The sequence below is a fragment of the Haloechinothrix salitolerans genome, assembly GCF_042662605.1.
In the GTDB taxonomy this organism is placed as follows: domain Bacteria; phylum Actinomycetota; class Actinomycetes; order Mycobacteriales; family Pseudonocardiaceae; genus Haloechinothrix_A; species Haloechinothrix_A salitolerans.
The window spans coordinates 1,235,273-1,257,917 of record NZ_JBHSXX010000001.1; the positions used below are offsets into that span (position 1 = coordinate 1,235,273).

Annotated in this window: 18 protein-coding genes and 1 pseudogene; 11 read left to right on the forward strand and 8 right to left on the reverse strand. The window is 66.0% G+C overall.

The features are described from left to right. Positions 1-132 precede the first annotated feature (132 nt). The 4 genes from ACFQGD_RS05900 to ACFQGD_RS05915 all read left to right on the forward strand — a co-directional run bounded on the left by ACFQGD_RS05900 (position 133) and on the right by ACFQGD_RS05915 (position 6,660). On the forward strand, positions 133-1,512 hold the full coding sequence (locus ACFQGD_RS05900; protein WP_345396059.1) for an FAD-binding oxidoreductase: 1,380 nt from the start codon (positions 133-135) through the stop codon (positions 1,510-1,512). 3 nt (positions 1,513-1,515) lie between these two features. Further along, on the forward strand, positions 1,516-2,748 hold the full coding sequence (locus tag ACFQGD_RS05905; RefSeq protein ID WP_345396062.1) for a class I SAM-dependent methyltransferase: 1,233 nt from the start codon (positions 1,516-1,518) through the stop codon (positions 2,746-2,748). 93 nt (positions 2,749-2,841) lie between these two features. Next, entirely contained in the window at positions 2,842-3,543 is a 702-nt protein-coding gene (locus ACFQGD_RS05910) for a PaaI family thioesterase (RefSeq protein ID WP_345396065.1), read from the forward strand. A gap of 96 nt (positions 3,544-3,639) precedes the next feature. After that, complete coding sequence (locus ACFQGD_RS05915) at positions 3,640-6,660, forward strand: M14 family zinc carboxypeptidase (protein ID WP_345396068.1); 3,021 nt, start codon at positions 3,640-3,642, stop codon at positions 6,658-6,660. A 155-nt stretch (positions 6,661-6,815) separates the two neighbouring features. On the opposite strand, the gene ACFQGD_RS05920 is transcribed toward ACFQGD_RS05915, so the two are convergent. From ACFQGD_RS05920 to ACFQGD_RS05940, 5 genes are read right to left on the reverse strand one after another with little or no spacing between them, the layout of a single operon-like run. Next, positions 6,816-8,150, reverse strand: a complete 1,335-nt coding sequence (locus ACFQGD_RS05920; protein WP_345396071.1) for an ABC transporter substrate-binding protein — start codon at positions 8,148-8,150, stop codon at positions 6,816-6,818. Between the two features lie 42 nt (positions 8,151-8,192). Beyond that, a complete protein-coding gene (locus ACFQGD_RS05925; protein WP_345396074.1) occupies positions 8,193-9,230 on the reverse strand; it encodes a branched-chain amino acid ABC transporter permease in 1,038 nt (345 codons plus the stop codon). A gap of 1 nt (position 9,231) precedes the next feature. Continuing rightward, complete coding sequence (locus ACFQGD_RS05930) at positions 9,232-10,110, reverse strand: branched-chain amino acid ABC transporter permease (RefSeq protein ID WP_345396077.1); 879 nt, start codon at positions 10,108-10,110, stop codon at positions 9,232-9,234. Positions 10,111-10,146: 36 nt separating this feature from the next. Next, entirely contained in the window at positions 10,147-10,851 is a 705-nt protein-coding gene (locus tag ACFQGD_RS05935; RefSeq protein ID WP_345396080.1) for an ABC transporter ATP-binding protein, read from the reverse strand. Between the two features lie 2 nt (positions 10,852-10,853). Continuing rightward, on the reverse strand, positions 10,854-11,627 hold the full coding sequence (locus ACFQGD_RS05940; RefSeq protein ID WP_345396127.1) for an ABC transporter ATP-binding protein: 774 nt from the start codon (positions 11,625-11,627) through the stop codon (positions 10,854-10,856). A 196-nt stretch (positions 11,628-11,823) separates the two neighbouring features. Here ACFQGD_RS05940 and ACFQGD_RS05945 point away from each other — a divergent pair, with 196 nt between their 5' ends. From ACFQGD_RS05945 to ACFQGD_RS05965, 5 genes and pseudogenes are all read left to right on the forward strand, one after another. Further along, positions 11,824-13,077 (forward strand): PucR family transcriptional regulator, encoded by a 1,254-nt coding sequence (locus tag ACFQGD_RS05945; RefSeq protein ID WP_345396083.1) that lies wholly within the window; start codon positions 11,824-11,826, stop codon positions 13,075-13,077. Positions 13,078-13,102: 25 nt separating this feature from the next. After that, positions 13,103-13,399: a hypothetical protein gene (locus tag ACFQGD_RS05950; protein ID WP_345396086.1), complete on the forward strand. Its 297-nt coding sequence runs from the start codon at positions 13,103-13,105 to the stop codon at positions 13,397-13,399. 891 nt (positions 13,400-14,290) lie between these two features. Next, positions 14,291-15,811 (forward strand): S8 family peptidase, encoded by a 1,521-nt coding sequence (locus ACFQGD_RS05955; protein WP_345396089.1) that lies wholly within the window; start codon positions 14,291-14,293, stop codon positions 15,809-15,811. A gap of 53 nt (positions 15,812-15,864) precedes the next feature. Beyond that, positions 15,865-16,723: pseudogene (locus ACFQGD_RS05960) on the forward strand (IS5 family transposase). Between the two features lie 32 nt (positions 16,724-16,755). Beyond that, positions 16,756-17,268: a hypothetical protein gene (locus ACFQGD_RS05965; RefSeq protein ID WP_345392961.1), complete on the forward strand. Its 513-nt coding sequence runs from the start codon at positions 16,756-16,758 to the stop codon at positions 17,266-17,268. A gap of 441 nt (positions 17,269-17,709) precedes the next feature. On the opposite strand, the gene ACFQGD_RS05970 is transcribed toward ACFQGD_RS05965, so the two are convergent. Next, positions 17,710-18,408, reverse strand: coding sequence for a hypothetical protein (locus ACFQGD_RS05970; protein ID WP_390183394.1), 699 nt, complete (start codon positions 18,406-18,408; stop codon positions 17,710-17,712). Between the two features lie 190 nt (positions 18,409-18,598). Next, positions 18,599-20,566: a molecular chaperone HtpG gene (gene htpG, locus ACFQGD_RS05975; RefSeq protein ID WP_345392968.1), complete on the reverse strand. Its 1,968-nt coding sequence runs from the start codon at positions 20,564-20,566 to the stop codon at positions 18,599-18,601. A 207-nt stretch (positions 20,567-20,773) separates the two neighbouring features. Between htpG and cutA the strand changes: the two genes are divergently transcribed. Continuing rightward, positions 20,774-21,088 carry a divalent-cation tolerance protein CutA gene (gene cutA, locus ACFQGD_RS05980; protein WP_345392971.1) on the forward strand — a complete coding sequence of 105 codons (315 nt, stop codon included), beginning with the start codon at positions 20,774-20,776 and terminating at the stop codon, positions 21,086-21,088. Here cutA and ACFQGD_RS05985 read toward each other — a convergent pair. Beyond that, positions 21,052-22,296 (reverse strand): hypothetical protein, encoded by a 1,245-nt coding sequence (locus tag ACFQGD_RS05985; RefSeq protein WP_345392974.1) that lies wholly within the window; start codon positions 22,294-22,296, stop codon positions 21,052-21,054. The genes cutA and ACFQGD_RS05985 overlap by 37 nt on opposite strands. 131 nt (positions 22,297-22,427) lie before the next feature. Here ACFQGD_RS05985 and ACFQGD_RS05990 point away from each other — a divergent pair, with 131 nt between their 5' ends. Further along, a complete protein-coding gene (locus tag ACFQGD_RS05990) occupies positions 22,428-22,595 on the forward strand; it encodes a hypothetical protein (protein ID WP_345392977.1) in 168 nt (55 codons plus the stop codon). The last annotated feature ends 50 nt before the right edge of the window (positions 22,596-22,645 follow it).

The window sequence follows — 22,645 nt, forward strand, 5'->3', positions numbered from 1 at the left end:
GGTCGCCAGTGTGCCGACTCGCGTGATGGGGTACTCCACCAAGGGGTCAGAGGCGACCATTCGGCGCAGCGCACGCGTTTGGTGGCTCGTTCCAGCGGCACACAACGATCATTTCGGCATATCCTGGACTACATGGGCGGGAGCAGGGCATCGTCGACCTACGGTGACGCGGTACGCGACCTGCGACAGCAGCTCGCGTCCGCGCCACCCGGCACGCCACCCAGGCTGGCCAAACGCACCTCGAATCTGTTTCGTTTCCGCGAGCCGCCCACCGGCCCTGTGCTCGATGTCAGCGCGTTCAGCGGTGTGTTCGACGTCGACCCGGACGCCCGCACCGCCGACGTCGGTGGCATGACGACCTATGAGGACCTGGTCGACGCGACTCTGCCGCACGGGCTGATGCCGCTGGTCGTGCCGCAGCTCAAGACGATCACGCTCGGCGGGGCCGTCGCGGGGCTCGGCATCGAGTCGACCTCCTTCCGCAACGGTCTGCCGCACGAGTCGGTGCTTGAGATGGATAACCTCACTGGCAACGGCGACGTCGTGCTCGCGCGACCGGACAATGAGCACAGCGACCTGTTCTTCGGCTTCCCGAACTCCTACGGCACCCTCGGCTACGCCGTGCGGCTGCGGATCGAGCTGGAACCGGTGCGACCTACGGTCGCGCTGCGGCACCTGCGGTTCGCCAACGCCACCGAATGCGCCGAGGCGATCGCCGAGATCTGCAAACGGCACGCGCACGGGGACGATGCCGCGCCGGTCGACTTCATCGATGGCACCGTGTTCGGGCCGGACGAGTACTACCTGACGCTAGGCCGGTTCACCGACGACATCGGCCCGCGCAGCGACTACACCGGCAATCGCATCTACTACCACTCGATCCGCGAGCGCACCAGCGACGCGCTGAGCGTCCGCGACTACCTGTGGCGCTGGGACACCGACTGGTTCTGGTGCTCGCGGGCGCTTGGCGCGCAGCATCCGCTTGTCCGTCCACTGTGGCCGAAGCGGTACCTGCGCTCCGATGTGTACCGTCGTATCGTGGCGTGGGACCGGCGGCATCGGTTCAGCGACCGGGTACGTGCGCTGACCCGCGCGCCCCGGCAGGAGCCGGTGATCCAGGACATCGAGGTGCCAGTCGACCGTCTCGCGGAGTTCATGGACTTCTTCCACCGCGACGTCGGCATCACACCGATCTGGTTGTGCCCGTTGCGATTGCGGGGTACGCGAACGTGGCCGCTGTACCCGCTCGAACCCGAAACGCTCTACGTCAACGTCGGCTTCTGGTCCGCTGTGGACCTGCGCGACGACGAGGAGGTCGGCGATCGTAACGCCGAGATCGAACGGGTGGTGACAGCGCTCGACGGACACAAATCGCTGTACTCGACGTCGTTCTACACCGAGGATGAGTTCCGCAAGCTCTACAACGGAGCGGAACACGACCAGCTCAAACGCCGCTATGACCCGGATGGACGGTTGCCGGGGTGGTACGACAAATGTGTACGAGGGAGGTAGGCAATGCGCCTTGCCGAACTGTTCATGCGAGCCATTGGGGACAGTGAGCTGTCTGAAGTGCGCGCCTATGACGGCAGCCGTGCCGGAACCGAGGGCGCCCCTGTCCGGTTCGAGGTGCGCTCGCCCTACGCGGTGTCGTACCTGGCGTCCGCGCCCGGCGAGCTCGGTCTGACCCGTGCCTACATCACGGGCCATCTCGATATCGCCGGTGACCTGCACGGCGCGCTTACCCGGATGCACACGCTGCGGGTCTCCGACCTCTCACCGGCGCTGCGTGCGCGGATGGCGGCGCGGCTGCTCGGGACGCGGGTGCGGTACCCGGTCAAGCGGCCCGCGCTCGAGGCGCGGCTGCGGGGACGTAAGCACTCGCCGGAGCGTGACCAGGCTGCCATCGCGCACCACTACGACGTCTCGAACCGGTTCTACGAGTGGATCCTCGGGCCGTCCATGACCTACACCTGCGCGGTGTATCCCAACGAGGACGCCACGCTGGAGCAGGCGCAGTACTTCAAGCACGACCTGGTCGCGCGCAAGCTCGGGCTGCGGTCAGGAATGCGGCTGCTCGACGTCGGTTGCGGCTGGGGCGGCATGGTGATGCACGCGGCCAAGGAGTACGGCGTGCGCGCGCTCGGCGTCACGCTGTCGCGCAAGCAGGCGGAGTGGGCACAGAAGGCCATCGCGCAGCGCGGTCTCGGTGACCTCGCCGAGGTACGGCACCTCGACTACCGCGACGTCGAGGAGAGCGACTTCGACGCGATCAGCTCGATCGGGCTGACCGAGCACATCGGAAGATCGCAACTGCCCAGCTACTTCGAGTCGCTGTACGCGAAGCTGCGGCCCGGCGGCAGGCTGCTCAACCACTGCATCACGCGGGCGGACAACTCGCGGCCGTCGAGCGTGAAGGGGTTCTTCGACCGCTACATCTTCCCGGACGGCGAGCTGCTCAGCCCCGGCCACATCATGTCGACGATGCACGACATCGGGTTCGAGCTGCGCCATGACGAGAACGTGCGTGAACACTACGCGAAGACGTTGACGGCGTGGGCGGACAATCTCGACGAGCACTGGGACGAGGCGGTTGAGGAGGTCGGTGAGCAGCGCGCGCGGACGTGGCGGCTGTACCTGGTCGCGTCCCGCATCGGGTTCGAGACGAACAACATCCAGCTGCACCAGTCACTCGGCGTGAAGCTGGACGGCGCCCGCTCCGGCATGCCGCTGCGGCCGGACTGGGACTGATCCACAGGCCATGTGTGCAGTATCGCGTTGACGGCGCTTGGAGAACGACGCTTCCGCGTGGCAACGTGGAACGCGTTCTTACGAGGAGGTGCCGTGAATCGAGAATCCGATCGCGAGCATGGTGTCGACGAAGCCACCGACGAGATGGCCGATCGGCGCGCCGCCGTCGCCGAGCTCGGCGCGGAGCTGCGTGCGCTGGTCGAGACCGCGGTGCGTACCGAGGTGGCGCCAGAGGAGCTACGGCACGTCGCCAAGGAGGCGCGTCGGCTGACCGATCGGCTCGACGAGCGGCAGCGTGCGATCACCGAGGTGGCCAGCGTCGACGACCTGACCAGCCGAGTACGCATGTACAACCCGGTGATCGGGGACGGGCATCCGGTCGCGCCGCCGATCGACTTCGTCCACGACGGCGACGAGGTAACGGGCCATTTCACGCTGGGTGCGATGCACGAGGGGCCGCCGTCGTACGGCCATGGCGGCATGAGTGCGCTGTTCCTCGACCAGGCGCTGGGGCATGCCGCGGCGTCGTCGGGCCGTCCTGGCGTCACGACCGACCTCACCGTCCGGTACCTCAGACCGGTCCCGCTGGGCGTGCCGCTGCGCATTCATGCCGTGGCGGTCGAGAAGGCGGCTAGTCGTACCACGGTGCGTGGTGTGATCACCACGGCTGAGGCCCCTGACGTGCCGTTGGTCGAGTCAGAGGGGCGGTTCATGACGCTGAACCGCGCGCAGCTGGAGCGTCTGTTCGCCCAGCTCAGCGGTGGGCGTACACCGCCGGGCAGCGTGCACGACTGACCATCGCGCTACGCGTACCTTCCGTGCCGTGTCGTCGTTAATGCCACCAGGAGAACACGACACATATTCAGCTCCTGCCGTTCGGGAGGTGCCGCGATGCGTCGCATCATCGCGTTGGTCGGGTCGGTCGTCGTTGTCGCCGCGTTACTGACGCTGGTCGGCGCATCGCAGAGCGCCGCGACCCCGGTCGCCACGACAGAGGAAACCTACGAGCAGTTCAAGCGGGTATTTCCCGATCCGCAGGGGTGCCTCGACGGCGAGGCTGGCACGAGCCCGTGGGCCAAGGGAGACGTCTGCGCGACACAGTTCATCCAGTATCAGGAAGCGCTCGACGGGCTGAAGTTCCTAGAGAACCGCTACCCCCGGTACCTGCGGCTGTATAACCTGCGTGAGCAGTTCGGCGACCAGTTCCGCGAGGAGATGCGCAGCGCGGGCCTGCCGCGGGAGGACCTGTCCCGGTTGCGCAGTGATCTGCGTGTCGTGAAAGTGACTGACAACCAGTCACCGGTGGCCGAGCCGGATCGCAAGCATTTCGCGTACGTGCTGTCCATTCACGGCATCGAGCGGGCGGGCCTCGAAGGCGGCATCAGGGCCGCCGAGGAGCTGGTGACCTGGGCGTCGTGCGAGCAGGACCAGGACTCCGCACCGGCCTGCGCCGACGAGGGACCGTTCCCCAAACCGATCCTGGAGCCGTCCAACTCCGGACCGACGGCGAGCGAAACGCTGCGGAACTCCGTGATCTACTTCGTGCTGGCCAACCCGGACGGCTGGCGGCGTGGTGACGTCACTGACGGCGGCGTGTCCTACCAGCGCTACAACGGCAACGGCATGGACCTCAACCGCGACTGGCCCACCATCGGCTACACCGAGCAGCAGTACACTCCGGGCAGCGAGCCCGAGACCAGGAGCTTCGCCGAGTACCTGACGGCGGTGAAGGACCAGACGTCGGCGGGCAGGTTCGAGGGCGCGATCGACCTGCACGGGATGGTGACCGCGCCATCGTTCTCGTTCACGCTGCTGGGTGCTGGCCAGCGCGACTACCAGCGCAATGAACGGACCGTGGACACCGCGATCCGCACGTTCCGGGACTCGGAGAAGCGGCTGTCCTGGTCGAACCTGATCGCCACGCAAGAAGAGGGCTGCCCCGGTGACGTCGAGGAACCCGTGTTCGGCGGCACCGTGCCGATGTGCTCCGACCAGTGGGGCACCGTGTGGGACACCATCAATTACCAGGTCACCGGCGCGTTCGCGGACTGGATGGAGTCCCCGATGGGCCTCGACGCGGTCGGCATCGACAACGAGATGGCGCTGTCGCATCTCGCGCCGAACACCGTCTACGATCCCGAGATCGAGCAGCTCCACATCGACGGCAACAAGGGCCTGATCTACTCGCAGATCGCCTCAATGCTTGAGGAGCGCGCCGTCGAGTTCCAGCCGGACGGCGAGGTCGGCTACATCTTCGACCCGGAGCGTGTCACCAACCCGGGCGGTGAGCCGGTCGACGGACCGGAAGGTATGCCGACCCAGGACACCATCACGCACACTTCGCCGACCGGCATCGAGGAGTTCCGGTTCGACGTCAAAGGCATGTCGGACGGGTTCTTCAACGGCGGTCTGACCGTCGAGGCCACGTTTGGCAACCTCGGCGGCATCTCGGGCAACTCCGCGGGTGAGCTGATCCTCGACTACTGCGGCCCGCCACTGCACCCGGGCGACGAGGAGGGCTGCCACGAGGTGGCGCGCTACTTCAACCAGAGCCCGATCTACCTGCAGGCCGGCGCGCGGATCGACCTCAACGACCCGCCGCCGGGGCCGTACCGAATCCGGGCCAACCCGCTGCGGGCGTTGCCGACAAGCTATGAGATCTCGTTCAGCTCCGGACAGGCTTATGAGCAGCCGGAACAGGTCGGCTACGACGTGTCCCGGATGGACTTCTTCCGCGACCTGAACAAGTACGTGCCCGAGGGCAGTGAGCTCACGGCGATACCGGTGGACGACGTTCTCAAAGGCAAGGGCAGGAAACTGGACCGGTTCGACACCGTCGTCGTCGCCGGTGACCTGATGCCCGGCTTCGTCAGCAACGGCGAGCAGGAGCGGGGCGAACCGCAGCCGTCTGAGTCGTTCAGTTTCGGCCCTGATGCCGCGCCGCTCCCGGGGACGTCGAGTCCGGCGTATGAGTTCACCGTGGACGACGGCTTCGACAACGACCGCATGGTCGTCGAGGCGGCCTGGGCCAATCCCAGCGACTATGACCTACGGGTGGAGCGGCTGAACCCCGTGACCGACGAGTGGGAGGACCGCGGCTGCGAGTGCGCTTTCGTCAACACGGGCGAGCAGGTGACGGTCTTCGGTCCCGAGCCGGGCGACTGGCGGGTGCGGGTGGAGAACTTCCTCGCGGCGCCGCAGAACGTTGATGGCACGATCGAGTTCGCGTCCGATCCCGCGCCGGAGGCCGGTGGCGAAAGCGAGTACAGCACGCGGCAGTTCGAACGCTACGCGTCCGGGCTGTCCCGGTTCGCCGCACGAGGCGGCAACCTGGTGCTGACCGACTCCGGCATCGCGGGGCTGCCCGCACTGGGTACTGGTATCGAGCCCGATGCGGTGACCGGCGGGTTCTTCTACGCGGGGTGGATGGATTTCCACGATGGCTCCGACGGCGAAGGCCCTACCTATGACCGGCACCCGCTGGCCGAAGGCGTCAACAAAGAAGGCACCGCGGAGGGCCAGGCCACTGTGGACGGTCACGAGTTCGGCAACCGGCATCAGACCTACGAGCCGGTGCCGGTCGGCTACTACGTGAGCCCGTCGGGCTCGGGTAACGCCGACTGCGACAGCGACCGGTGCGACTCGCCGAACTGGATCGTGTCGCAGGAGGCGTGGGAGTCGGCTGGTGGCAGCACGGCCGGGCGGACGCTGGTGCGCACCAGCAAGGGACCTGGCCCGTCCGAGGTCGGGGTGTCGCTGGGTGAACTGCCGGTTGGGCAGGGGCGTATCCGTATCGCCGGTGCCCTGTTGCCGGAACCGACCGAGCAGAACCCGCACCCGTACGGCCTGCGGTCCTACGCCCTCACCTACACCGGCTACCAGCTCGTCGAGAACCTGCTCGACCTGCCATAACCGCCCAGCGCGCCGTGTCCGACACTCAGGACGTCGTGTCCGACACTCGCGACGTCGTGACTGCCTAATATGGCGTCACGAGTGTCGGACACGGCGGCCGGAGTGGGGGACACGGCTGTGGTGGCGCACGCCGTGTCCCCCTTCCGCGCCCCCGGTCAGTTCTTCGGGTCCGGGATGCCGTCCTCTGGCGGGCGGTCGTTGCCCGCCCCGGAGTTGTCCTCAGTGATCGGCGTGTCACCGATGTCGGTGACCAGCACTGGGGTGAGGGCCTCGGCCTTGCCGTCCTTCAGTTCCGACACCCGCAGGCCGGAGATGCCCATGTGGCTGTCGGCGGTGTAGCGGAACGGCGCCAGGGCCGGTCCCTCGAACTCAGCACCCGACTGCTCGATCGCTTCGACGATGCCTTCCCGGGTCGGGTTCGGTCCCGCGGCCTGCAGTGCCTGCACGAACGTGTAGGCCTGCGACATGCCGTACACGCGGTAGTTGGTCAGCTCGGCGTCGCCGCCGTGTTCGTCCCACACGTCCTGCCACAGCTCGACCCACGGGTTGTCGGGTGTGTCGACGCCGGGGATGTACTCCGTGGTCAGCACGCCGTCGAGCAGACTGCTGCCGTCTTTGACCGCGCCCTCCGAGAACCGCGCGAGCAGCGAGCCGACCAGTTCGGGGTCGGAGCCGACGTTGCTGTAGAACCACGTCGGGTCGAAGTTCAGCTTCTTCGCGGTGAGCTGTGTCAACGCGGTGTACGACGGCGTGTTGAAGCCGAGGACGAGGTCCACGTCAGCCGCTTGCAGCGCCGCGATCTGCGGTGCGACGTCGGTGTTGCCCGAGGAGTAGCGCTCGGTGGCGACGATCTGGTCGTCAAGATACTGCCGCACGCCCTTCTCGCCGTCCTCGCCGAAGTCGTCGTCCTGGAGGAACAACCCGACGCGGGCGTCCGGCATGTGCTGCGCGACCCACTGACCGATGATCTTGCCCTCGGTCTCGTAGTCAGGCTGCCACCCGAACGTGTAGGGCTTCGACTCGACGTCGTCGCCCCACTGCAACGACCCAGACGACACGAACAGGTCCGGAACCTTCTCGCTGTTGAGGAAGTCGACGACGGCGCTGTGCGTTGGCGTGCCAAGCCCGCCGACCATCGCGAAAATCTCGTCCGAGAGCACCAGTTCGTCGGTGACCTGGCTGGTCTTCGTCGGATCGTAGGCGTCATCGCGCACGATGAACTCGATCTTGCGGCCATGAATGCCGCCGTTGGCGTTGACGTAGTCGTAGTACGCCTTGTGCCCGCTCGGAATCTCGCTGTACCCGGGTGCTGCGACGCCGGTGAGCGGGAAATGAGCGCCGATCGTGATGGTGTCCTCCGTGACGCCGACGACGTCCGCGGCGCTGCCCTCGCCGTCGTCCGGCCTGCCGCCAGCGCCGCATGCCGCGAGCACTGCCCCGGCTGTGAGCACACTGGTGATCGACGCAACGCGCCGTGACCACGTTGTCATCTGTTCGCCCTTCCTGTCGGTGATCTGTCGTCTGGTTGTGAGTCAGGAGCGACGTCGGCGCCATGCGATCCGGGCCGTGCCGACGATGCCGGCTGGCGCGAGGATGACGACGAGCATCGTGGTGAGCCCGTAGACCAGGGGCGCGAGCTCGGCGGCTTGCAGGTCGGTTAGCCCCGCGTCGAGCCCGATGCCGGTGACGACCTGGGGCAGGAACGTCAACAGCGCAGCGCCGATCAGGGCACCGGTCAGGCTGCCGAGCCCGCCGAGCACGACCGCGCTGAGCAGCGCGAGCGACAGCGTGAGCATGAACCCGCTTGGCGCCGCGAGCCGCACCGCGAGCGCAAGGACCGCACCGGCAAGCCCCGCACACGCGGTGCTGACGACGAACGCGAGCACGCGTGCGCGCCCCAGATTGATGCCCGCGATTTCGGCGGCGACGTCGTCGTCGCGCACGGCGCGCCAGGTCCGTCCGACGCGGCTGCGCGACAGGTTCGCCAGCAGGACGTAGGTGACGATCAGGCTGATCCAGCCGATGTAGGCGACGTACTTACTGCTGCTGAGGTCGTTCGCGGTGACGAAGTACGCCGCGTCGGCGAACCAGCCAGGGACGTCGGGCACGGTGACGGTCAGTCCCTGCTCGCCGCCAAGCGTGTCCTGGAAGTACCGCGCGATGCCGGGGACAGCGACGGCGAGCGCCAGCGTCGCGCCCGCGATGTACGGTCCGTGCAGCCGGGCGGCCGCGACGCCAACGCCCGCGCCGATCACCAGAGTCACCAGCGTGGCGACGAGCAGTACCACGAGCAGCGGTGGTGCGCTGTCCCGATCGGACAGCAACAACGCGGTGGTGTACGCACCGATCGCCATGAACGCGCCGTGTCCTAGTGACAACTGTCCGTTCAGTCCGGTCAACACGGTGAGTCCGCCCGCCGCGATGCCCATGTAGGCCATGACAGCGAACTGTCCATTGCGGAACGCGCTGGTGCTCTCCAGCACTAGGATCACCGCGATAAGCCCAGCGCCAGCCAGCAGTAGGTGCCGCGGCAGCGTCGAGTACCAGAGTCGTTGTGCGAACGCCGTCATGTCAGACCCTCCTCGCCGGTGCGTGGGAGAACAACCCGCCGGGCCGGACCAGCAGCACCACCATCAAAATCACAAGCGCGGCCAGCGCGACGACCTCGGAGCCGATGTAGCCGCTGACGAAGCTCAACGAGATGCCGAGAATCAGTCCACCGACAACCGCTCCGATCGGGCTGTCGAGCCCGCCGAGGACGGCGGCGACGAAACCAAAGACGACCACGGAGTCCATGTAGGCCGGATGAACCAAGTTGCCGCCCGCGATGAGTAGCCCGGACAGCGATCCGACCATGGCCGCGAGTGCCCAGCCCTGGGTGAGCATGCGGGTCACCCGGACCCCCAGTAGCCGGGCGACCTCCTGGTTGAACGCGGAGGCCCGCATCATCAGACCGACGTTGGTGAAGCGGAACAGCAGCACCAACAGCAGCATCACCGCGAGCACGGCGAGAATGCTGAACACGCCGAACCCGGTGAGCGCGATGTTCATGTCGCCGAGCTGGAACCCGCTGAGGCCGAACGGCGCGGGAAACGACCGGTATCGCGAACCGAAGATCACCGCGGCGAGCGCGTGGATGACGATGAACAGCCCCAGCGTCAGGATCACCGCATTGATGTGCGGCTTGTCCTCGACTGGCCGGACCGCGACCCGTTCTACCACGGCGCCGAGCAACAGCCCCGAGAGCAACGCCGCGGCGAAACCGAGCCAGTAGGAGTACCCGGCGTCGATGATGACCAGTGCGATGTAGACGGTAATCATCGCCATTGGCGCCTGGGCGAAGTTGACGATCCGCGTCGAGCGCCAGATCAGCACCAAGGCCAGTGCGAACGCGGCGAAGATCATGCCTTGCGTGAGGCCGTTCAACGCCGTGGTGAGGAACTGCTGCACGAGGTCTCCCGTGGTCGCGAGGGGTTGGGAACCGGATCAGAAGCCGAGGTAGGCGTGGCGCAGAGTGTCGTCCGCGGCGAGCACGGCCGCGTCGTCGTGGACGACGAGCTTGCCGAGGTTGAGGACGGCGCCGTAGTCCGCGATGGACAGTGCACTTCGGGCGTTCTGCTCGACGAGCACGATGGTGAGTCCGTCTGACTCCACTAAGGACTTGAGCAGGTCGAAGATCTGCGCCACGATGCGCGGCGCGAGACCGAGCGACGGCTCGTCAAGCAGCAACACCTTCGGCGTCGCCAGCAATGCCCTGCCGATGACCAGCATCTGCCGCTCGCCGCCGGACAGGACGTGGGCGGTCTTGTGCCTGCGGTCAGCGAGCTTGGGGAACAGGGTATAGATCCGTTCCAGGTCAGTGGGCTTGGCGCGGTCGGCGCGGCCCAGCCTGCCGAGGCGTAGGTTCTCCTCGACGGTCAGCTCGGTGATGACGCCGCGTCCCTCTGGCACGTGTGCGAGGCCGAGACGGGACATGCGCTCGACCGGCACGCGGCTCAGGTCCTGGTCCGCCAGGTATGCCGTGCCCTTGGTGGGGCGCAGCAGTCCCGAGATCGTGCGCAGCAACGACGTCTTGCCAGCGCCGTTCGCGCCTAGCACGGCGGTGATCTTGCCTTCGGGGGCGGTGAACGACACCCCGTCGAGCGCGGTGACTGGCCCGTAGGCGGCGGTGAGGTCGCGGATGTCGAGCATGGTCAGCTCCTCGTCGTCGCGGGGCGGTCGTGCTCGACCTCGTCGCCGAGGTAGGCGGCGAGCACGGCGGGGTCTTCCTTGACCCGCTCGGGCGGCCCGCTCGCGATGTTCTTGCCGAAGTCGAGGACGACGATGTGGTCGCACACGCTCATCACGAGGTCCATGTGGTGCTCGACCAGCATTACCGACATCCGACGCGATAGACGTCGGATCAACCCACCGAGCTCGGCCATGTCCTCGCCGGAGAGGCCAGCGGCCGGTTCGTCGAGCAGCAGCAGGTCCGGCTCGCTGACCAGCGCTCGCGCCAGCGCGACCCGCTTGCGCTCCGGGTACGGCAGGCTGGACGGCAACGCCTGGGCGTGGTCGGCGGCGCCCAGTTCATCGAGCACCGCCATGGCGCGTTCGCGCAACTCGCGTTCCTCTCGTGCGCTTCGGCGCAGGCCGAGCAGGCCGGAGAAGAACCCGGCACGGGCGTGGCGGTCCGCGCCGACGACGACGTTGTCCAGCACGGTCATCCGGTCGAACAACCCAAGTCCCTGCAGCGTGCGGCCGATGCCGAGCCCGGCGAGCTGGTGCGGCTTGAGTCGCGTCAGCTCGCGGTCACGCCAGGTCAGCGTGCCGGTGTCGGGCTGAACGAACCCGCATGCGACGTTGAACAGCGTGGTCTTGCCCGCGCCGTTCGGCCCGATGACGCCGAGTACCTGGTTCGGCGCGACCTCAAGCGAGACGTCGGACAGTGCGGCGATGCCGCCGAAGTTGACGCTGATCTCCGACATTCGGAACGCGCTGACCGCCCGGTCCGCTGCGGTGCTATCAGCCACCTGACCTCCCTCGACGTGCTGTGGTGCACACCACCGTGGGCTACGCGCACAGATTTGGAAACGGGCGCGGCGCACAAAATCCCTCGTGCTGATCGCCCGATTTCCTGGTCAGGGCTTGGCCAGACTGTGCGCTCAGTGCGATCGTGGCCGTATGAGCCCGCCGGGATTGACGTCCACCACTGACCGACACGAGCTGCGCGACGGCGGCGCGGACACCGAGGAACAGGTCGCGCGGGCGTGGGCGTCGCTGCTCGACCAAGCCGACGCGATCGCCGACAGCATCACGCTGACGCTGTTGGAGAAGGACAGGGACTTCTACGAGTCGGCACCGCCGGAACTGCGCGCCGACGTCAGGGACAACACCCGCGAACACGTTCGGCGCGGCATCCGCACCATGGCGGGTCTGGCCAGCCCGGACGAGAAGGCGGTGCACGTCTGGCGGGAAACCGGCCGCCGACGTGCGCGGCAGGGCGTGCCGATGGAACTCGTGCTCAACGCCTACAGCCTCGGGACGCGGGTGCTGTGGGAGGCGCTGCTGCATCAGCGGGGCAACGCGGCGGTGGACATCGACGATCGCGTACTGCTGCTCGCGGGCCAGCGGATCTGGCACGCGCTCGACGTCCAGAACGCCACGCTGGTGGAGTCCTACCGGCGCGAGAGCGCCCGACTGCAACGCCGCGACCTGCAACGTCAGCAGAGCATTCTGGACGGTCTCGCCGAAGGGCGCGGTGCCGATCCCGAGTTCGCGGGGGAAGCCCGCGAGGTGCTCGCGATCGACGCCGACGAGCAGCTGGCGTGCGTCGTCGCCGCGTTCGACGACTTGTCGGGCGAGCCGCTGCACGCGCCGGAGGACAAGCTGGAACGTGCGGGTGCTACCTCACACTGGCACGTCAGGGCAGGAACGCATTTTGGGTTGGTCGCACTGGGCGAGCTCGAGATGTCCGATCTGATCGAGCTGCTGCGGCCCGCCGTAGCGGGCCGGGTCGGGGTGGCGCTGTCGCAGGATGGGTTCGCCGGTTTCGCGACCTCCTACCTGCTCGCGGCGCGGGCGGCCGACACCGTGCCGCGTGGGAGCACGGAGATCGTCGCCGTCACCGATCGACTGCCCGAGGTGCTGCTCGCGGGCAATCCGGAGGTGACGTCGCTGGTCGTCGATCAGACGCTCGGTCCGTTGCTTGCTCAGCCCTCGCACACCAGCGAGGTGCTGCTGGCGACGTTGTCGGCGCTGCTCGCGCATGACGGTTCCCCGACACACGCCGCGGAAGACCTCTACTGCCATCGCAACACGGTGATTTATCGGCTGAAGCAGATCGAGTCGATCACTGGGCGAAGCCTGCAAAACCCGCAGGACAAGCTGCTGTTCTCGCTCGGCCTCGCCGCCACGGGTCGCTGGCGAGCGGGGTGAGTGGCGACGGTGCCATGATGCTTCTATGCGCATCACGGTCCATCTGCCTACGGAGCTGCTTCGTGCGGCTAAAGCGGAAGCCGCGGTGCGGGGCGAGACGCTGACGGAGTTCCTCGCCCGCGCGGTCACGCACGAGCTGGGCAGAGCAGCACCGCCCGCCGAGCACAAGCGAGTGCGGTTGCCCCTTATCGGTAGCGCGAAGCCGGGTGCCGTGGACATCACCAATGCGGGTATCGAGACTGTTTTCGCGGCCGAGGATGCAGAGAAGCACGCCGGTCGCGCATGCATGGCGCGCGCTGTCGGCACGCGACAACAGTCTTAAGACTTGGACTGACGACTATCTAGCCGCGTTCGCCCAGGCGAGCGGCTATGCGATGGTCACGCTGGACACCGGATCTGCCAAACGTTACCCGGCCATCACCGTCACCACCGTGCGGTAGAAGACGCTTTGCCTGGGTTGGGCGCGCTTAATGATGTTTCAGTGCGCAGGCCCTGGGTGGGCACCCGCTAGCGTTGATTGCCGACTGGTGAGGCCGAGAGGGCGTGCGGGGAGCACGACGGATACGACACGGCACGCGGGAGAACACCACCCCCGGCCGCTTGATTAGTCGCTTGACGTGGCGCATGGAACCTGATGTCGTCCATACGAGCGTCATTCACCCATGACGGGAACGATGTTCGGTCTGCCCTTCGATCCCGCGAGCCCGGCGTTCACACCGGTCTGTACCGAGGCGATACCAGGCGCGGAAGATGCACGCAGCACAACGGTAAGAACCATCGCTCGTGTACTGTCAACACAGCCTGACAGACGTGACTGAATCCCATGTGTCACTTTCGAAACTCGATAGTGACAGACAGGAATCCAGCCGAACAAGAAATAGTGCGCGGAGCCTCCACTGCACCCAAGTCCTACCCATAGTAGTTTTCGCATCGGGCTGTGACGAAGAGTAATAGCTCCGCCGGGACTCCCTCGACGCACAGATCAACACGAGCAGTAATTTTGATTTACAAAGTTAGTACCTATTCAGCGGTTTATAGCGATCTGGGACTAATGTGAAAATTAAGAACTATTCGCAGAGGTATATCTAACAATCTTCGCTCTACGGGCACACATTCCACGATATCCATTTCTCGGGTACCTCCGCGCTCATCTGTCGCGGCAGCGTGTTGTCCGCGTGCACGGGTCCAAGTGGGTAGAAAAGGACAAAATAATATGGACGGAACATTGGCGAAACATAATCCGGCGTCGGAAATCAGGCCAACTCGTCGCATCGTTCGGCGTGCCGGGGTCGCATTAACGGTATGGATAATGGTGGCCGCGGGGATGGTGTCCGCGACGCCCGCATGGTCGAGTTTCGCGGAACCCGTAGAATACACGGTTGGATTCCACGACTTTTCCGTGGTCGCGGATGCTGAGGAATTCGCTGGCGAGGTGATTCTGGAGCGAAGCGAGATTCTGCGCGCACTGACAGTCGAGACCGACACCGCGGAAGACTTTGAATCGCAGGCGAACGCTCATCCCAATGTGCGCTACGTCGAGGTAAACGCTCCTCGTGAGGCTGCAGCTACTCCCAACGACCCGTTGTGGCCGGACCAGTACGGTCCCCGGCAGATCGGCGCACCACAGGCCTGGGATGTAACATCGGGCGATATCAGCGCTGCCGTCTGCGTCCTGGACACCGGCGCGCGGAAGACCCACGAAGATATCCCCAACGCAGTGCGGTGGCGGGGTTGGAAAGACTTCATCAATGGCCGATCAGCGCCCTATGACGATCACGGGCACGGCACCCATGTGACGGGCATCGCCGTCGCCAAGAAGAACAACAACGCCGGCATCGCCGGACTCGGGCATGTCGGTGTCTATGTCGGCAAGGTGCTGCCAGGCAACGCATTCGATTCCGCACAGGGGATCACATGGTGCGCTAATCGAAGTGAAGACCTGCTGGTGATCAATATGAGCTACGGAGGTGGTTTTTCGACGGCGGAGGCGGATGCCGTCGATTATGCCTACGATACGAAAAATCGGTTGCTCACCGGGGCGTCCGGAAACGGGTCCTGCAGCTTCTGTGTCGAGTATCCGGCCAAGCTTTCCGAGGTGATCGCGGTGACCTGCACCACGGAAGCACAAACATCGTGCGACTTCACCTCCAAGGGAACCACAGCCGAACTGTCAGCGCCGGGCGCACTCGTTCGCAGCACCTACAACAGAGACGACAGCGATTACGTTTATGGCAGTGGCACGAGCATGAGCACCCCGCATGTGTCCGGCGCGTTAGCCGTGGCGTGGACCAGATTCCCCGGATACTCCCACACGAAAATGCGAGGTCGCGCGCAGAACACCTCGGTCGACCTCGGTCCGTCGGGTCGAGACGTGAAATTCGGGTACGGCCGAGTGGATATGAAGTGCGTGGTGCATCTCGGGCCGTATCCGCCGCGCAACCTCGACGCCACACCTGGCAGCACTGTCGGCGAGATTGACCTATCCTGGACCAAGCCGAAACATGATTGCAATTGGCCGATCGTCGACTACCGAGTCCAACGGGCGACGAGCGAGTCCGGCCCCTACAGCCATGTCGCGACCCTCGGATCCGGCGCACGGAGCTGGACCGACACCGGACGCACAGCAGGTGTCACCTACTGGTATCGGGTCCGGGCCCGCAACAAATTCAACTTCGGAGCCTGGTCAACAACACAGTGCAGCAAACCATTCCCATCCCTGGACGGAGTGTGCTGATGACTAGGGCGTGTCTCCCGAATATCGGCCGGTGGTTCGCTGATGATCGGTGAATGATCAGAACTGGTGTGATCACGGACGAGTTGTGGGAGTCGATCGAGCCGGTGTTGCCGTCTGATGTTGGGCGGCGTGGTGCGCGCTGGCGTGATCACCGTCAGGTGCTGGAAGCGATCGCGTGGCGCTTTCGCACCGGATCGCCGTGGCGTGATGTGCCCGCTGAGTTCGGCCCCTGGCAGACCTTGTGGAAGCGGCATCGCCGCTGGTCAAGCGACGGCACGTACGAGCGGATCTTCGAGCATGTGCTGTCCGACCACGCCGATACGGGCAAGCTGGACTGGTTGCTGTCGGTGGACTCCACCGTCGTGCGGGCGCACCAGCATGCCGCCGGCGCGCCCTCCGCGGACCACACAGGGGGCCAGGTCGAATGACAAGATTTCCGAGCCGGACGACCACGCGATCGGTCGTTCGCGCGGCGGATTGACCACCAAGGTCCACGCCCTGGTCACCTCCGGTGTCCGCCCGGTGGCCATGCTGCTGTCCGCCGGGCAAGCCGGGGACAATCCGCGCCTGGCGCCGTTGCTCGAGGCCCTGGCCGCGACCGGGCACCGGCCGGATCGCCTGCTGGCGGACAAGGCCTACTCACACCCGTCGACTCGCCGCGAACTGCGGCGGCGACGCCTCCGGCACACCATCCCCGAGCGCTCCGACCAGGCCAAACGCCGTAAGGACAAGGGGTCCGCCGGTGGTCGGCCACCGGGTTTCGACCCCGAGCTCTACAAGCAGCGCAACACCGTCGAGCGCGGTTTCGGCCGGTTCAAGCAGTGGCGCGGAATCGCGACCCGCTACGACAAGTACGCGCGGACCTACTTCGGCGGCGTACTCCTCGCCGCCACCGTCATGCTCGCCCGATGAATCGGGAGACACGCTCTAGACGGGATGTGCTGATGAAACCACTTCCGCTGTTGCCAGTGGTCGGTGTGCTCGTCCTGCTGCTGACCTCGTGCGGGGCGCGGACACCGAGCGAATCGGCAGTCGACCCCGCGCCGGTCGCCGCAGAACAGTCGACCACCACGACGTCGTCCGCACCTCAGCCGACCACCAAGGAGACCGCGCAACCGACCACGACGACACGACAGGAGCCGACGACCGAGGCGACCACCTCGCCGAACAGATCAGGCACCACATCGCCCACGACAACGACATCCCGACGGCTGGCTGAGCCCGTCGAGTGGGTGGTCGGATTCCACCGATGGCCCGGACTCGAACCAGGCGATACCTGGCTCGGCGAAACAGTTATGGAGGCTCATGAAGGGCTTCGGGCTATTGTGGTTCGCAGCGACGACCCCACCTTCAAACGGCGTGCTGAACGTCGAGCCAATGTCCGCTACGTCGAACGCAACAAACAACGCAAGCCGGCCGAGCACGACGGCGACACCGCGTCGCGCGAGCCGAACTGACACCACTGCAGGCCCCCGCTCATCCCGGGCGGGGGCCTGCTTCCTGCAAAGCATGCCTGCAAAACTGGGGCCGGAGACCGGCCGTCTCACCTCCCGTTTTTGCGGGCCTATAGAAGATGGCTGTCGACTTGGCGTGCCAGATCGGGTCAGGTGGTACTACGGATCGATCGCATCGAATGATCGCTGTCGCGGGGCCGGCACCGAGACCGGCAATCGACGTCCAGATTTCCGGTCTCGGCCGAGGGCGTTGGCGCGCTGGACTGCGATGTCCCCGGCCTGCGACTCGGCATCGAGCTGCGCGACCGACTGGGGCGCGATCGGTCTGTCCAGGTTGCTGCCCGAGAGGAATGGCCTGGTTCTCATTTCCTGTGGTGCTGGTTGTCGTTGTTGGCGTGTGCCGGGGGTTTCCCCGCGCGTGTGGTGGCGGGGACCCGGCTCGCGTCAAGGGAGGGTGTCGGCGAGCAGGTTGCCGGCACGGTCTTCATACCTCCTTGCTCCTGAGCCGTTGTCGAACAGATAGTCCACGCCGCAGAACTCGCCGTTGCCGTCCAGTTCGACGGTGAGCAGTCGCTGGTCGCGCCGGTCGGTGGTGTCGACCTGTTGTGCCTGGTAGTAGTCGCGCCCGCCGGGAACGTGTTCCCAGGCCCACCGGTCGCTGGCGAAGTCGGTGCCGAACGCGATGATCTCGGTCAAGGTCACCGTGACCTGGTCGCCGCTGGCGGTGGCGTTCGCGATCGCAGGCGCGGTGCGGTCGACGACGACGTCGAAGAACGTCGCGGCTCCGGCGCCGGCGGCGTTGATCAGCCGCACGCCGCGCACCTGCCGACCGTCGTCAGTGCCGACTGGCCCCGCGATGGTGCCACCGCCGTCGTCGCTGGTGATCTCCTGTGGGGCGGTCACCGCATTGCCGTCACCGTCAACGACCTGCACCTGGTAGCCGGTACGCCCACCGGTGAAGCTGACCTGGAGGTCATCGCCGGTCTGGTTGGTCCAGTAGGTGTCGGTGTCCGGCTCCGTGCCGTCGCCGTCCACTGCGGCCGGTTCCCGCTCACCGGTACCGGCGCTGTCGGTGCGGGTGACGTCGGTGATGTCCGGCGCGGGCGGCAAGATGCCGGCATCACCGCGATGACCGGGTGTCAAATCCGTGAGGGATCTATAGCACCCACGGTATGCCCAAATAGCGCCAAAGCGTCTTTCATTGCCTCAGCCGGGTGTGGCACGGGAAAGTTGACCAACTTCCTGCGGTGCGTGACCAACCGGTGTCCGTTTCCTACCGGTTCCGATGGCCACGGCGAGCGGGAAGCTGATCAACTCGCAGCGCGGAGACGCCTCAGTTCGCGTCGCCCTTCGACGTCGCGCCGTCCGCGTCGTCCGCACCGTCGTCCGGCAGTGCGCCGACCAGGCGATCCGCCAGCAGTCGCGTGAACCGTGCCGGGTCGGCCAGCTCGCCACCTTCCGCCAGCAGCGCCATGCCGTGTAGCAGCTCGGCGGTGTCCACGAGGCCAGGGTCGCCGGGGTGCTTGGCGTGCGCGTCGCGCAATGACGTCACCAGCGGGTGATCCGGGTTCAGCTCCAACGTCCGCTTGACGGTGGGGATCTCCTGGCCCATAGCCCGGTACATCTTCTCCAGCGTCGGCGTGATGTCGTACTCCTCGCCGACGAGGCACGCGGGTGACGTCGTCAGCCGCGACGACAGCCGCACTTCCTTGATCTGCTCGCTCAACGTCGAGTTGAGCCAGGAAAGCAGGTCGGCGTAGCCCTCTCGCTGCTCGGACTTCGCGTCGTCGGACTCGGACTCGTCCTTGCCGTCGAGGTCGACGGCGCCCTTGGCGATCGACTGGAACTTCTTGCCGTCGAACTCCGGCACGGCGCCGACCCACATCTCGTCCACCGGGTCGGTCAGCAGCAGAACCTCGTACCCCTTGGCCTGGAACGCCTCGATGTGCGGCGAGTTCTCCACGATGGACCGCGACTCGCCGGTCACGTAGTAGATGTGTTCCTGACCTTCCTTCATTCGCTCCACATAGGACCGCAGCGTGGTCTGCTCGGTCGACGAGTGCGTTGAGTCGAACGAGCAGATCTCCAGCAGTGTCTCGCGATTGTCGAAGTCGGACAGCAGGCCTTCCTTGACGGCGCGGCCGAACTCGGTCCAGAACGTCTTGTAGCGCTCCGGGTTGTTGGCCTGCATGTCCTTAATGGACGACAGCACCTTCTTCACAAGCCGCTTGCGCATCAGCTGGATCTGCCGGTCCTGCTGCAGCAGCTCGCGCGAGACGTTCAGCGTCAGGTCCTGCGAGTCGACGACACCCTTGACGAACCGCAGATACTCCGGGATCAACGCGTCGCAGTCGTCCATCACGTGCACGCGCTTCACATAGAGCTGCACGCCGTGCTTGGCATCGCGCATGAACAGGTCGAGCGGCGCGTGCGAGGGGATGAACAGCAACGCCGTGTACTCGAAGGTACCTTCCGCCTGCATGCGGATGACCTCGAGCGGGTCCTGCCAGTCATGGCTGACGTGCTTGTAGAACTCGTTGTACTCCTCGTCGGTGACCTGGTCCTTCGGTCGCGCCCACAGCGCCTTCATCGAGTTGATCGTCTCGATCTCGGTGGTGGCCTCGGCGTCCTCGCTGGTCGCGGGCTTGGTCACCGCCATCCGGATCGGCCAGGTGATGAAGTCGGAGTACTTCGTCACCAGCTCCCGGATCTTCCATTCCTTGGTGTAGTCGTGCAGCTGGTCCTCGGCGTCCTCCGGCTTGAGGTGGAGCGTGATCGCCGTGCCCTGCGGCGCGTCCTCGACGGTTTCGATGGTGTAGGTGCCGGTGCCGTCGGACGTCCAGCGCGTGCCGTTCGACTCGCCCGCGCGCCGGGTCACCATGGTGACCTTGTCCGCGACCATGAAGCTGGAATAGAAACCGACGCCGAACTGCCCGATCAGGTCGGCGGACTCTGCGTCACCGGCGTCCTTGAGTTTGCGCAGCAGCTCGGCGGTGCCCGACTTGGCGATGGTGCCGATGACCTCGACAACCTCGTCGCGCGACATCCCGATGCCGTTGTCGGTGATGGTCAGGGTGCGCTGGTCCGGGTCGGTCTCGATGGCGATGTGCAGGTCGGAGGTGTCGACCTCCAGATCCTTGTCGAGCATCGACTCGAGCTTCACCTTGTCGAGGGCGTCGGAGGCGTTGGAGATCAGCTCGCGCAGGAAGACGTCCTTGTTCGAGTACACCGAGTGGATCATCAGCTGCAGCAGTTGCCGCGCTTCTGCCTGGAACTCGAACGTCTCGGTCTGCGTACTCACGCGCAACTCCCTTCCCTGCGATGCATACTGGTGTGAACTTTAGTAAAGCGAACTCGAACGGCTATGTCTGCCGCCGGGGGCTGTTATCGCCGATAGCCAGCGCTTCTGCTCGACGACCGCCGCGTTGCACTTCGCGCGCAGCGTGCTGCACAGCGCTGGGGGTCGGGGGCTATATGCGAATGTGGTGTCACCTCTAGCCTGATGACCATGGATCATTTGCTTGTCACCACGACCACGCCGGACCGGGACAGCGCCGCCCATATCTCCGCCACAGCCGTCGCGAACAAGCTCGCCGCCACCGCGAAGGTGCACGGCCCCATCAGCTCCTTCTGGTGGCATCTCGGTGAGCAGGGCGAAGGCGAGGAATGGCAAGCGGTGTTCCAGACCACCAGCGCCCGCTACAGCGACCTGGAGGCCCACATTATCGCTGAACACCCGTGGAACAAACCCGAGGTCACCTCGGTGCGGCTGGGCGGGTCGCAGCCCTACCTGGCGTGGCTCGAATCGGCAACCACGCCCTGATCGATTCGATCCAGCACTTCGGTGACCTCCGGCACCCGCCGGTGTGGCTCCAACCGCCGTGCCTCCGCCATGATCCGCGCCGATGGCCGCACTGACGCCACACCTGCCGCGAGATCGAACGCGCGTCCCAGCGTGGCTGCTGCTTGCTCCACTTCATGAGCCTGCAGGTAGGAACTGGCCAGCCAGGTGAGATATAGCGCCTTGTGTCGGGCGTGCGTGTCGTCGTACCTGTTCAGCACGTCGTGCAGCACCGGTACCGCCCGTAATGGTCTGTGTAGCTCCGTCCAGCAGCGTCCGGCCATGATGTCGAGCTCGCGATCGTCTACCCAGAACACCCAGTCCGGCTCCGGCCGGTCGTCGTGCCGTTGCAGCGCCTCCCGCGCCTGCGCCAAGCCACGATCAGCTGCCCGCGCGTCGCCCGCTACCGCGTGTGCCCACGCTGACCGCTCCAACAGCAGAGCAGCCACTCGCGGTGTCGCCGCCCTGCGCGCCTTCTCCCAGGACGCCTCCGCCACATCGGCGCCGCGGCTGCTGGTTACCGTCTGCTGGTAGGCGGTGAACGCGAGCGCGTTCCCGGCCAGCACGTCGTCACCGGCTTCTTCCGCGGCCCGGTAACTGTCCCGGTAGTGGTTGCGGGCGGTCGTATGGTCACCGGCGTCGAACGCTGCCCACCCGGCGAGCTGGGTCTGCTCGGCCAGCAGCGACCGCAGCGCCCGCCCCACAGTGTCGCTGTGACCGCTCTCGGAGAGGAGCCGGGCCGTGCGCTGCGCCTCCTGCGCGTACACCCCATAGGTGTCGCCGCCGCCCATGAAGTTGTCCATACGGCGCAGCCGTGCCGTGTGCCTGGCCAACCGGTCAACATCAGCCTGGCCAACCCGCGACGGCAGACCCTCCGCGGCGGGTAGCGCCAGCCCGGCCATGACGCTGATGAACTGTCGCCGCCGCACGGGGTCCTCCCGCTGTCTCCGCTGCGCTTTGGTTGCCGCCACCGCTCGCCGGAGCTGTTCGGCAGGCACATTCAGGCTGGCAGCGTAGTGTTTCTGCCAGAACGGGGTCAGCAGCCGGACCTCACGTTCCCACCGTGACACCTCATGCCGGGTCACAACCTGACCTGCCTGCAGCGACAGCACTTCGGCCTGCTGCGCCTGCGAACGACCGGCCCGGCTGCGCAGGTCGCGAAGCAGCATGCCGATGGTCTGCTCTCCCATTGCCGCTCCTGGCCCACACTTCTGGCCACCCTGCTCGGAAATGGCCCCCTAGCAGGCCACTCCGGGCAAATGCCGACCACTGTTTGCCTGTACGTGACGTAACCATTACACAGCATAACGGGGACGGTGGCATGAGCTGGAATTCCGGACCGATGATCCCGACGCCTGCGGGCTGGAGCCTTATCAGCAGTGGCACCTACGACGAGCCGGTCGTCATAACCGATGAGGACATCCGCGCCGACGACGTCGACGTGGAACGCGAACACCAGAAGGGCAACCGACGAGATGACGATCGGTGATCTGGCTTGTTGTGGCCCGGCGGTGAGTGGGTAGGTCTCCGCGTCTGAGC